Annotated in this window: 9 protein-coding genes; 4 read left to right on the forward strand and 5 right to left on the reverse strand. The window is 53.8% G+C overall.

Features of this window, described 5'->3' with window-relative positions; translation table 11 throughout:
• Window positions 1–63: 63 nt before the first annotated feature.
• Window positions 64–1,569, reverse strand: coding sequence for a glycine betaine/L-proline transporter ProP (gene proP, locus RAC65_RS13150; protein ID WP_006121078.1), 1,506 nt, complete (start codon window positions 1,567–1,569; stop codon window positions 64–66).
• Window positions 1,570–2,008: 439 nt separating this feature from the next.
• Here proP and RAC65_RS13155 point away from each other — a divergent pair, with 439 nt between their 5' ends.
• Window positions 2,009–2,377 carry a hypothetical protein gene (locus tag RAC65_RS13155; RefSeq protein WP_226374594.1) on the forward strand — a complete coding sequence of 123 codons (369 nt, stop codon included), beginning with the start codon at window positions 2,009–2,011 and terminating at the stop codon, window positions 2,375–2,377.
• 53 nt (window positions 2,378–2,430) lie between these two features.
• Here RAC65_RS13155 and RAC65_RS13160 read toward each other — a convergent pair whose 3' ends face one another.
• Together RAC65_RS13160 and uxuA are read right to left on the reverse strand one after the other, a co-directional pair.
• Complete coding sequence (locus RAC65_RS13160; RefSeq protein ID WP_375096793.1) at window positions 2,431–4,011, reverse strand: EAL domain-containing protein; 1,581 nt, start codon at window positions 4,009–4,011, stop codon at window positions 2,431–2,433.
• A gap of 398 nt (window positions 4,012–4,409) precedes the next feature.
• Window positions 4,410–5,594 carry a mannonate dehydratase gene (gene uxuA, locus RAC65_RS13165; protein ID WP_039342747.1) on the reverse strand — a complete coding sequence of 395 codons (1,185 nt, stop codon included), beginning with the start codon at window positions 5,592–5,594 and terminating at the stop codon, window positions 4,410–4,412.
• A gap of 147 nt (window positions 5,595–5,741) precedes the next feature.
• On the opposite strand from uxuA, the gene RAC65_RS13170 reads away from it, so the two are divergent.
• Complete coding sequence (locus RAC65_RS13170; RefSeq protein ID WP_039342744.1) at window positions 5,742–6,425, forward strand: FadR/GntR family transcriptional regulator; 684 nt, start codon at window positions 5,742–5,744, stop codon at window positions 6,423–6,425.
• On the opposite strand, the gene RAC65_RS13175 is transcribed toward RAC65_RS13170, so the two are convergent.
• Together RAC65_RS13175 and RAC65_RS13180 are read right to left on the reverse strand one after the other, a co-directional pair.
• Window positions 6,414–7,469 (reverse strand): AI-2E family transporter, encoded by a 1,056-nt coding sequence (locus RAC65_RS13175; RefSeq protein WP_006121073.1) that lies wholly within the window; start codon window positions 7,467–7,469, stop codon window positions 6,414–6,416. The two genes, RAC65_RS13170 and RAC65_RS13175, sit on opposite strands and share 12 nt — an antisense overlap.
• A 228-nt stretch (window positions 7,470–7,697) precedes the next feature.
• Window positions 7,698–9,077: a nucleobase:cation symporter-2 family protein gene (locus tag RAC65_RS13180; protein WP_110268712.1), complete on the reverse strand. Its 1,380-nt coding sequence runs from the start codon at window positions 9,075–9,077 to the stop codon at window positions 7,698–7,700.
• Between the two features lie 659 nt (window positions 9,078–9,736).
• On the opposite strand from RAC65_RS13180, the gene RAC65_RS13185 reads away from it, so the two are divergent.
• Window positions 9,737–11,242: a CoA-acylating methylmalonate-semialdehyde dehydrogenase gene (locus RAC65_RS13185; protein ID WP_033738237.1), complete on the forward strand. Its 1,506-nt coding sequence runs from the start codon at window positions 9,737–9,739 to the stop codon at window positions 11,240–11,242.
• An 81-nt stretch (window positions 11,243–11,323) separates the two neighbouring features.
• Window positions 11,324–12,142, forward strand: a complete 819-nt coding sequence (iolB, locus tag RAC65_RS13190; protein WP_054632931.1) for a 5-deoxy-glucuronate isomerase — start codon at window positions 11,324–11,326, stop codon at window positions 12,140–12,142.
• The last annotated feature ends 45 nt before the right edge of the window (window positions 12,143–12,187 follow it).

The following is a 12,187-nucleotide window of genomic DNA, read 5'->3' on the forward strand; positions in this document are numbered from 1 at the left end:
TTTGTGTGCGGTGCGCTGAGAGAATAAAACGTCTCCCGCCACAAGGCGGGAGACGGGGGGAGCTTACTCGTTAATGTCCGGGTGCTGCTGCACCAGATTTTTACGTTTCGCTTCGAGACGGGCAATTTCTGCGTCGATATCTTCGATTTTCTGTTCGATGTTATCGTGGTGTTCCTGAAGGATTTCGCGCGCCTCTTCTAAATCTGATGCGGCAGGCGTCGCCCCTTTCAGCGGCTTATTCGCGGTCTCTTTCATGTAAAGACCGGTAATCAGACCGACCACCGCCACGACCATCAGATAGTACGCGGGCATGTAGAGGTTGTTGGTCGCTTCGACCAGCCAGGCCGCGGCCGTTGGCGTCAGACCGGCAATCAATACCGAAATATTGAAGGCGCTGGCTAAGGCGCTATAACGAATATGCGTAGGGAACATTGCAGGCAGAGACGATGCCATCACGCCCGTAAAGGCATTCAGGATTACCGCCAGTAGCAGCAGTCCGGCAAAAATCATTCCCAGCACGCCGCTGTTGATCATCATAAAGGCGGGAATAGCAAAAACCATCAACGCAATACTGCCCAGAATCACAAACGGACGGCGGCCAAAACGGTCGCTCAGCATGCCCATTACCGGCTGTACAAACAGCATCCCCATCATGATGGCGATGATGATCAGCACGCCATGATCTTCCGAGTAATGCAGGTTGTGTGACAGATAACTTGGCATGTAGGTGAGCAGCATGTAGTAGGTCACGTTGGTCGCAATGACCAGGCCGATACAGGCTAGCAGGCTGCGCCAGTGTTTGGTGGCGATCTCTTTGAAAGAGACTTTCGGACCATCACGCAGGCCTTCGCGATCCCCCTGTTCCAGCTTATCAACGTGCTGCTGGAATGCTGGCGTTTCTTCCAGCGCATGACGCAGATATAAACCAATAATGCCCAACGGCAAGGCCAGGAAGAAAGGAAGACGCCAGCCCCACTCAAGGAAGTTCTCTTCGCCAATAATGGTCGAGATCAGGACGACAACGCCCGCACCCAGTACAAAACCGGCAATAGAACCGAAGTCGAGCCAGCTTCCCATAAAGCCACGTTTGCGGTCCGGTGAATACTCCGCCACGAAAATCGATGCGCCGGTATATTCCCCGCCCACGGAAAAGCCCTGCGCCATTTTGGCCAACAGCAGCAAAATCGGTGCCCAGATGCCGATGGAGGCGTAAGAGGGAATCAGACCAATACAGAACGTACTGACCGACATAATGACAATGGTAATGGACAGTATTTTCTGACGGCCATATTTATCACCCAGCATGCCGAAGAACAGGCCACCTAAAGGACGAATCAGAAAAGGAACAGAGAACGTTGCCAGGGCGGCAATCATTTGAATGCCCGGTGAGGCATCCGGAAAAAAGACTTTACCTAAGGCATAAGCCACAAAGCCATAAACACCAAAATCAAACCACTCCATGGCGTTACCCAACGACGCGGCGGTAATGGCTTTTCGTAAACGGGCATCATCAATGATGGTCACATCATCGATCCCAATCGGTTTTACACGCTTCCTACGCAATTTCATAGAATTACCCTGTAATGGAACATGAAAGTCCTCAACGGCGCGAACCGACCACAGCGTTCAGACCGCTGCGTTGAGGAAATTTAAGCATAGCCGTAAAACAGCATTATCTGTCGACGTATAAATACAACGAAAACTGCCGTGATTCATTTCATCGACCGCAGAGTATAACGTTTTTGTGTGATATTTGTCATGTTTGGCCTGAAAGTGACCAACTCTGCCTTGTGTTTACACCAGTCTTACTGGCTAAAAAAAGAAGCAGGCGAACGCGATTGCCTGGTAACTATACGTGCCGATCGCAAGTGAAAATGCGCTCTGACGCATTACAGGTTAAAATTACTTATGATTTTTCGTGTTGACCGTTGAGGCTTGCCTAATCAATTCCCTTCAGTAATACTCATCCCCCTTGATTTGGATAGAAATTGTCAAGGAGGATATCGCCATGAGCCAAAATCCCTGGGTGGCGCTCATCGATAGTGTGGAAAAAAAATTAATCTATCCTGCCACCATGTTGTCCGCTGACCGGCAGCGCGGCGAGAGGACACAGATGGACTCTGCGCCGGGTTGGTTTCGCTGTCGGGGGAAACGCTGGATAAACCGACTGACGAAGCTGAGCGAAACGCTTATCACGTCGACGACAACGGGGAAGCAGTGCTCGGCATATGAAGAATGCCAGCAGTTACTCCAGCAGTCGGTGCCAACGCTACAGCGGCTAAGTCAGCGAACCCGTCGGCCCTGTGAAGGCCTGTCTGTCTGCCAGCAGGAAGAAACGGTAGCCGTCGCATTGCGCGCGGCACGTAAACGGCGCTAAATCCCTACAAAATCATCTCGTGCTGTTGTCATCCGATGGTGACCTGATGTGCTCTAGAGCGCTTCAGGAGGCGCTGGCAAATGACCATATTTTTCCATCCATGCAATGAAGGCGCTGTTTTCCATAGGGCGGGCATAAAAATAGCCTTGCACGAAGGTCACGCCGTGCTGTTGCAGGTAGTGGAATTGCAGTGCAGTTTCAACACCTTCACCTAATACCTGTAGCTTAAGCTTGTGGCTCAGGCTGATAATGGCGTCCAGCACAGGCGTTTCGCCATCCAGTGATTCAATGGCATTAATAAAGCCCCGATCGATTTTGAGATAGTCCAGCGCGAAAGTTTGCAGATAACTGAGCGAGCAATGGCCGGTTCCGAAGTCATCAATCGCGACTTTCATCCCCGCCGCACGCAATCTTTCCAGTTTGTCCGCCACCACGTTACCTTCCTTAATCAGGCTTCGTTCGGTCAGCTCCAGAGTGAGGTTAAATTCCGTTACTGCCATCTTTTCCGCGAAGCTCAGCATCTCATCGACGAAGTCTGGATGCTGAAGATGGTCGGCGGCCACGTTAATTGCCAGATGAAAACCGGGATTCGTTTTCCACTGCCGCGCGTCTTCAACGATTAAATCCATTAAATGGCGGGTAACGGGAATGATCATTCCCTCGGCTTCCGCCGCGCTGATGAAGGTATCGGGACGCACGCTGTCACCATTGGGCAGCGTCCAGCGCAAAAGGGCTTCTGCGCCGGTGCAGCGTTTAAGCGCATAGCTGTAGGTGGGCTGATAGTGCACGCTGAACTGCCCGGAACGAATGGCGCGACGAATGTCATCTGCCCATGAAAATCGCCGGCGTAGCCATGATGCCGTTAGAATCATCAACAAAACGGAAAACACGGAAGCAAAAGGCATAATCAGGAGCAACAACTGTTTCAGTGCTTTTATGCGTTCTGTGCCCGGTGCCAGTAGCGTTACGCTGATGGGATAGCGCGATGACGTGGCGCGATAAAGTTGAGGAGAAGGCCCGGTATCCCCGGTAAAATCATGTTCACCTGACACAATTGACGCACCATCACTGAAGCGCATCGTGATCTGATAATCGTGCGTGCTCCCTAACGCACTCATAAAATCGATGAGATATTGCCCTTCCACCATTACCCAGACGGCTCTGCCTGCGGTAAGGTTACGCACAAAGATGACGGCGGGCCGGTCGGGTACGCTGTAGGAGCCGCGCAGAGACAAACTCCACCCGTCTTTGCGCGCCACCGGCGGCGTTACGCCAATCATCGCCTTCAGGGTTGAGGGTTTATTACCGTAAGCCGAAGAGCAGGTGATCACGTCGTTTTCCAGCGTGCCCAGGCCACGAAAATAGGGATAAAGCGTGCCGTTAAGCCGCAATGCATGCTCAATTTGCTCGCAGGGCTGCTCCTCGTACTGCCGAAGCCAGGCAATCATGCTCCAGGCGTTGTCGCTGATTTTTTCTGCCTGAGACAGTAAAGTCGCTGCCGTGTTGATCTGTTGCTCGCGCACAGTTTGACGCGCATCAATGGCACAAAAAAACAGTCCCAGAAGGAGTGGCAGGACGCCAGCAAAGACGATAAGTAGCCTGGTATGGGCCGGTTTTTCTTTAATCAGCGGCACCGTATAACCTCTGAATTGTAATCATGTTTTTGAGCGGTGCTAAGGGTTTATTCAGCATAGCACGCCAGTTCACACCACGGGTGAACGGTCGGAGATCCTTTGCCTCCGATAATCGTCATTATCGGCCTCGTCCATAATTTATTGACAGAAAATTCATGCCCGGATTGGGTGAAAGACGGCATATGACAGAGTGTACTGATGAAAGTGAATACTCACATTTTCTGCTAAGTGTTCCTGTGGCTGGCAGGCAGGCCGTGTGCGCGGGGCAAAAGAATGTCCCCGCGCGGTGGAGAAAGCAAAAGGGCATTGACGCCGCAGGCACGGACCACATGCGCCGGGTCAACGGAACACGATGGCTTCCCGGTCTGGCACGCCCCCTCCAGCGTCACCGTGGTGGGCTAATCCTGGAAGTAGATTTGCTTCAGCGCGACTTCTACGCCACGCAGCTCGGCCAGCCCCTTGAGCCTGCCGATTGCTGAATAGCCCGGATTGGTACGCTTGTGCAAATCGTCCAGCATCTGATGACCGTGATCGGGACGCATAGGAATAGCGCGTAGATTGCCTGCACGACGACGGCGCTGCTCCTCAGCCAGAATGACTTTGATGACGCCAACCATATCAACGTCTCCCGCCAGATGAGCGGCTTCGTGGAAGCTGTTGGGGTTTGCTTCGCGTTTTGTGGCGCGTAAATGCACGAAGTTAATACGATCGGCAAAGGTTTCGGCCATCGTAACCAGTGGGTTATCGTCGCGAACGCCGTACGAACCTGTACAGAAGCAGAATCCGTTATGCAGGCTGTCGACAGTCTCTTTCAGCCACTGCATATCCTCCTGGGTGGAGACAATGCGCGGCAGGCCAAGAATAGGACGCGGCGGATCGTCGGGATGTACCGCCAGTTTGATGCCCACCTCTTCTGCCACTGGCACAATAGCCCGCAGGAAGGTGGCCATATGCTCGCGCAGTCTGGCTTTATCAATGCCATCATATTGGGCCAGCTGGGCCTGGAACTGTTCAAGCGTGTAGCCTTCTTCCGCACCGGGTAAACCCGCAATGATGTTGCGCACCAGCGTGGCTTTCTCTTCTTCGTTCATCGCGGCAAAACAGGCAGCAGCGGCCTGCTGCTCGGCGGGGCTGTATTCTTTTTCCGCACCGGGACGTTTTAACAGGTACAGTTCAAACGCAGCAAACGCATCGGCGTCAAACCGCAACGCTTTCGCCCCATCCGGCAAGGTCCAGGCCAGATCGGTACGCGTCCAGTCAAGCACCGGCATAAAGTTGTAGCACACGGTATCGATCCCGCAGGCGGCCAGATTACGAATCGACTGCTGATAGTTGGCGATATAGCGCGAATAATCGCCCCGTTGCGTTTTAATGGATTCGTGAACGGGAATGCTTTCAACAACAGACCAGGTGAGTCCTTTTTCCGCCAGTAGTGCCTGACGTGCTTTGATTTCGGCTACGGGCCACACGTCGCCGTTTGGGATGTGATGAAGTGCCGTAACAATACCGGTTGCACCTGCCTGGCGAGCATCGTCCAGTGAAACAGGATCGTTGGGGCCGTACCAGCGCCATGTATGTTCCATTATTACTCCTTGATGAACGGGTGGCCCAGTGGTCAGGCCGCTGGACCAAGAGTAAATTAGCGCGTAAATTAAGGCCGTGATCCGGATCGCAGCATAGTAAATACGTCCGGCTGGATTCTGCAAAGACGGCCATAACAGGAGAAGGTGATGGTGCTACCGGTACTGAAAACTGAACGACTTTATCGACAGATCGCCAATGCCATTATCGCGGGCATTCAGCGTGGGGATTTCGTACCCGGCGGTGCGTTGCCACCGGAGCGAGAGCTGGCAAAGCAGTTGGGCGTCAGTCGCTCGTCCGTGCGTGAAGCGCTGATTGCGCTTGAAATGACGGGCTACGTCACTATCCAGACCGGAACGGGCGTATTTGTCGCCCAAACCCTGCCTCAGCCCTCAGCGGTCAAAGACACCGAACATTTCAGCCTGCAGGATCTTTTACAGGCGCGCGAAGCCTATGAAAGTCTGCTGGCAGGAATGGCGGCGCGTAACGGCAGTGAGGCGCAACGTGAGCGGCTCATGGCGATGAGCATCAGCCTCCAGCAATTTAATGAAAACGATGCGGCGTTTATAGAACAGGATAAAGCCTTTCATCTTTTGATTAGCGAGATGAGCGGTAACGATCTGCTGCGGGAGATGATGGAAAACCTGTGGAACAAACGCGACAGCGCGCATTTTCGTCGGCTGGAACGCCATTATGCCGACAATACCTTTGCTGACGAAATGAACGCCGACCATCAGTGCATTGCAGAGGCCATTGTCGGGGGAGATGAGCAGGCTGCACAGGCTGCGATGAGAGCGCATCTGCAGCATGTGCAGCAGCGTTTACTTGGTTAGCAGCCGGGCAGGTTTAGGACGTCCGGTGCCCAGCATGATTGCCAGCCGGCTTCCGCCTGGCGTGGTTTCCATCAAAATTTTTGTAATGCTGGTCAGCGGTACGGAGAGCAGCATACCGACCGGACCCAACAGCCAGCCCCAGAAGATCAAGGACAGAAAGACCACCAGTGTCGACAATCCCAGTCCGCGCCCCATGATGCGCGGCTCTAACATATTGCCAAACACCATATGAATGGCGGTAAACAGCGCCGCCACCATCGCCGCGTCAAACACACTGTTCAGCAACAGTGCCTGCAGGAAAGGGGGAATACCGGCGATAATCGGCCCGATATTGGGAATAAAATTCAGGATAAAGGCTACCACGCCCCACAGTAATGCAAATTTCACATCCAACAGGTACAGCGTCAGCCAGACCGAGATACCGGTAATCAGGCTGATCAGCGTTTTTAATGCCAGGTAATGCGTCACGCCTTTAAGCGCTTTGTGTAAACCCGCAATACGAATTTTGGGGTTCACAAACGAGTTGCGCATTTTGTAAGGCAGGTGGTGCACTTCAAACAGCATAAAGACGACGGTAAGGATCAACAGGACAGTATTGGTCATTGCGCCGGAAAAACCACTCAGCGCCACGCTGGCCAGATTCATCAATGTGTTGGGATCGAAGCGCTGAACCAGCGCATCGGTAGAGACATTCAGATGAATGCTGGCCGCCAGATGCTGAACGACCAGCATTTTCTTTTCCATGATGGTGCGCAGTTGAGGATAGAGATCGTAAAACTCACTCATGGAGCTGGCCAGTACGGCCCCCAGCAGCAAAATCACAACAAAAATGACCGTGATCACCAGCGTAATCGCCATCCCGCGCCGCAGTCCGCGCCGCATCAGTATCGTGACTAAGGGATTCAACACAATGGCAAAAAACGCCGCCAGGAGTAACGGCACCAGAATATCAGAAGCGGCTCTTATCCCGGCAAGGATAATCACTAACATCGCCAGTTTGATTAAGATATTTTGTCCAATTCTTTCCTGCTGCAACCCGTTCATTCGTTCTCTCTACGCATAAATAACTGATTGAAGTGTAGTTGAAGGAAAAATCAGAAGCGGATTCGTTGAGGAAAAGGGTAAGCGAGGCGAGACGGTGACGGGAAACAGGACGCGAAAGGGTGTTAAGCGTCCTGATGCCGCGGCGGACAATGGCGACTGTCACTGCGATATGCTGTCAACAGCGATGCCGCCGCAATGAAACGACGCAGGCGACCGCCTGCCGCCGCCTTACACTGAGGGCGCAGATTCCTCTTTCGTGGCGTCCTGTGGCACCGGCTCCTGCCCGCCGGGAATCAGAATATTCAGCACGATGGCAACAATCCCGCCGCTGGTGGCGGCTGAACCAAACAGGTTCGCAAACAGGGGCGGCAGATGGGAAAGGGCAGCAGGCACGGACTCAATCCCTAAGCCGAAGCTCAAGGCCAGGCCGACAATTAGCATCTCTCTGCGCGTCAGCGCGGTCTGGCTGAGAATACGAATGCCGGCCGTTACCACGCAGCCAAACATCACCATGGTCGCGCCACCCAGGACGGGCGTGGGAATCTGACGCAACGCTTCGCTAAACGGCGGAAACAGAGCCAGTAAAATCAGCATCACACCGATATAGCGGCCAACAAAACGGCTTGCCACACCGGTCATCTGTATGACGCCGTTGTTTTGCGCAAAGGTGGTATTTGGAAAGGCACTCAGCATGGCGGCAATCATACAACTCAGTCCGTCAGCCAGAATGCCGCCTTTCAGGCGCGCACTGAACGCTTTATCCGTAATCGACTTACCGGAGATCAGGTGGTTTGCGGTAAGATCGCCTACCGCCTCAATGATGCAGACCAGTGAAACCAGCACCACAGGCACAAAAAGGCTGCTGTTGAAGTGAAAGCCAAACGGAAACAGCGCGGGCAGGCGAAACAGGCTGTCCCCCAAACCATGCACCTGAAATTTGCCGCTCAGTGCCGCCGCGATGCAGCCGGTGAGAATGCCGACCACGATGGATGACAGACGCAGCCAGCGGTTCCCCGAACAGCTCAGCAGCACGATCACGCCAAGCGTCAACGCCCCCAGGGCGAGGTTACTAAGGCTGGCAAAATCCTGTGCATTCTGACCGCCGCACCAGTTAATCACGCTGACCTTAATCAGGCTGATACCGATTAACGCAATCACGCTTCCCGTCACGACCGGCGTAAAGACCCGTTTTAAGGTATCAATAAAGCGGCTGACGATAACCGGAACCAGCGCGGCCACGGCGTTGACGCCAAACAGCATCGCCATAATGTCCTCAGGGCTGCCGCCCTGGGCTTTGACCCACAGGCCACCTGAAATGGCGACGCCGAGAAAAGCAAAGCTGGTGCCCTGCATGCATATCATGCCTGCGCCCACGCCCCACACGCGATTTGACTGCAGAAAGGTGCCGATGCCCGAAGCAAGGAGCGACATACTAATTAAATACGGAAGCCAGGCTTCCAGACCAAGCGCGGTGCCAATCAGCAAAGGCGGCGTGATAATCCCGACCAGACCTGCCAGTACATGCTGCGATGCGCTAAAAAAAGCCTGCACAGGCGGAATTCGCTGATCAAGGCCGTACAGTAAGCCACTGTTTTTTTCGTCAGACACGGTTATCTCATCTCAGTGCGGGGAAGTCACCAGATGTTGCATAAAGCAGGCCAGGTTTATCTGATAAACGTTCCTCTGCTATCAATGCCTTTAAAATCATAGCGATAATGTTGTGATAAAACGTGTTGCTCGCCCAGGGAAAGTGAAACACATGATTCCTGATGGGGCAGTGAGGAAATTATTGGTTCATGAAATGACGATTAACGCCCTTTTTTGCACTGCGTTAGTGCGTAGTGATGTTTTTTCACCAGACACCTGTCCTCATGGCCAGCAGCCATTTTTCTGGCCGACTCTCAGCAAAAAGAAATGTATATTTCATATTTTAAATTGATGAAACATATCCGGGCTGCTTAATGCCGTCAGGCCGAAAACCTTTCATCCCGCAAAGGCGTTAAATCGCCCTGAAGCGACAATGTCATGGGGACCCCGATTACACCGTCAGCGATGACGAGCCAGAATGGCCGCCGCGAAGGCGTCAATCCTTTATGAAAACAGAAATGCGATCTGTGCCGCTAAAAAGTAATTTTCCAAAAATATCTATTTGAAAAATTTATTCCATTGTAATAGTTTTCCAGCATGCTTTTGGCTTTTCCTGCCCAGCCAGCATGCCACTTCTGTGCTCTGCCCGCTGGAACCGTACATACCAAAGAGGCAACATCATGACTATCGTAGGAAACTTTATTGGCGGTCAAACCACATTCAGCGCCAGCAACGAAACCATTCCTGTGTTCGATCCGGCAACCGGCAAGGTTATCCGTGAGCTCACGCAAAGCAGCGCAGATGAAGTGGCTCAGGCGATTGATGTGGCACATGCGGCCTTTCCTGCCTGGTCAAAAACCTCCCCGCTGCGCCGCGCACGCATCATGTTCAATTTTAAAGCTCTGATGGAGCAGCACCGCGATGAACTGGCGGCGCTGATTGTGTCTGAGCATGGCAAAGTCTGGTCAGATGCGCTGGGTGAGCTGACGCGCGGTATCGAAGTCATCGAATTTGCCTGTGGTATTCCGCACCTGCTTAAAGGCGAGTATTCCCCGAATGTAGGCGGTGGCGTAGACAGTTACTCGCTGATGCAGCCGGTGGGCGTCGTGGCAGGGATTACCCCCTTCAACTTTCCGGCAATGGTGCCATTGTGGATGTTCCCGATTGCGTTGGCCTGCGGTAACACCTTTATTCTCAAGCCGCCTGCGCTGGATCCGTCAGCATCGGTGCGCATGGCCGAGCTGTTGAAGGAGGCGGGCCTGCCGGATGGCGTGTTTAATGTCGTGCACAGTTCCAATGACAATGCAGAACAGCTTTATAAAGATCCGCGTATTGCCGCCGTCAGCTTCGTTGGCTCATCCGGTGTGGCCGAGCATATTTACAAAACGGCCAGTGCGCACGGTAAGCGCGTTCAGGCTTTTGGCGCGGCAAAAAATCACGCCATCGTTATGCCAGACGCCGATTTGGACGCCACGGTAAACGCGATTATGGGCGGTGCGTTTGGCTCGGCGGGCGAGCGTTGCATGGCGCTGCCGGTTGTCGTTGCAGTGGGCAACGATACCGCCGATAAGCTCATTTCGCGCCTGACACCGCTGATCAACGCATTACGGGTTGGGCCGGGAATCCAGCAAGGCAGCGATGAAAATGAAATGGGGCCTGTGGTTTCTGCGGCACACCAGAAAAAAGTGCTGGGCTATATCGATCTGGGCGAGCAGGAAGGGGCGAAGCTGGTCGTTGATGGCCGCAACCACAAAGTCGCCGGTTTCGAAGAGGGCTACTACGTCGGCGGTACGCTGTTCGATAACGTTACCGCCGAGATGACCATCTGGCGTGAGGAAATTTTTGGTCCGGTGCTGAGCATTATGCGCGCGCCGGATTACGACAGTGCCCTGAAGCTGGTTAACAGCCACGAATTTGGTAACGGCAGCGCCATCTTTACCAGCAATGGCCATACCGCGCGGGAGTTTGTGCAGGATGTTGAGGCCGGAATGGTCGGCGTCAATGTGCCGGTGCCGGTGCCGATGGCCTTCCACAGTTTTGGGGGCTGGAAACGGTCAGTCTTTGGTGCGTTAAACGTGCACGGGCCAGACGGCGTGCGTTTTTACACCCGCATGAAAACCGCCACCGTGCGTTGGCCAGGCGGTCAGCAAACGGTGTCCGAATTCAGCATGCCAACGTTAGGCTAAATCACCTGCACCACTGACGCTGCGTTCGACACACAGGGGCGCGGGTTGTCAGGTGAAGGACCGCAAAACAGGAGGAGGCGAATGGCCTTACTTTCGAAGGTAAAACAGCCCGACAATAACGGCTGCATTCAGCAGGTGACGCCAGCGCGCGCCGGTTGGCGTTATGTCGGTTTTTCATCCTATCTGCTGAAAAAAGGGCAAACGCTCGACCTGAAAAGTGGCGACAGCGAACTTTGCCTGGTGCTGGTCGCGGGGCTGGCTTCCGTCACCACGCGCCACGCACGTTTCCCGAATATCGGCAAACGTCTGTCACCGTTTGAGCGCACGCCGCCTTATTCTGTGTATGTTCCTCATGATGATGACGTCAGGGTTCAGGCTGAAAGCGATCTTGAGCTGGCGGTCTGCCAGGCACCCGGGCAGGGCGGCAAGCTGCCCGCTCGCCTGATTGCGCCGGAGGATGTTGGCGTTGAACGGCGGGGCAAAGGGCAAAATCAGCGCCTGGTGCATAATATTCTGCCGGACTCTCAACCGGCAGAGAGCCTGCTGGTCGTGGAAGTGTATACCGATGAGGGCAATACCAGCTCTTACCCGAGCCACAAACACGATCAGGAAAACAGCGAACACGAAACCTATCTGGAAGAAACCTATTACCACCGTTTTCAACCCGAGCAGGGGTTTGCCATGCAGCGCGTTTATACTGACGACCGTTCGCTGGATGAGTGCATGGCAGTGTATAACCGTGATGTGGTCATGGTGCCGCGCGGCTATCATCCTGTGGCGACGCTGGCAGGCTACGACAATTACTACCTTAACGTCATGGCGGGGCCGGTACGTTTGTGGAAGTTCAGTTGGGAGCACGATCACGCCTGGGTTAATAGCGACAGTTATCCGCGACGTTAATCCGTGGCGAGAACTGACAAGGCAGCGCTATTCGCTGCCTTTTTT

This window comes from Pantoea sp. BS_8, assembly GCF_041954965.1.
Classification (GTDB): domain Bacteria; phylum Pseudomonadota; class Gammaproteobacteria; order Enterobacterales; family Enterobacteriaceae; genus Pantoea; species Pantoea stewartii.

Excerpts from the sequence above, each read along its gene's own strand:
- iolB (WP_054632931.1), top strand. The coding sequence starts at position 11,324 with ATGGCCTTACTTTCGAAGGTAAAACAGCCCGACAATAACGGCTGCATT.
- RAC65_RS13175 (WP_006121073.1), bottom strand. The coding sequence starts at position 7,469 with ATGAACGGGTTGCAGCAGGAAAGAATTGGACAAAATATCTTAATCAAA.
- RAC65_RS13185 (WP_033738237.1), top strand. The coding sequence starts at position 9,737 with ATGACTATCGTAGGAAACTTTATTGGCGGTCAAACCACATTCAGCGCC.
- proP (WP_006121078.1), bottom strand. The coding sequence starts at position 1,569 with ATGAAATTGCGTAGGAAGCGTGTAAAACCGATTGGGATCGATGATGTG.
- RAC65_RS13155 (WP_226374594.1), top strand. The coding sequence starts at position 2,009 with ATGAGCCAAAATCCCTGGGTGGCGCTCATCGATAGTGTGGAAAAAAAA.
- RAC65_RS13170 (WP_039342744.1), top strand. The coding sequence starts at position 5,742 with ATGGTGCTACCGGTACTGAAAACTGAACGACTTTATCGACAGATCGCC.
- uxuA (WP_039342747.1), bottom strand. The coding sequence starts at position 5,594 with ATGGAACATACATGGCGCTGGTACGGCCCCAACGATCCTGTTTCACTG.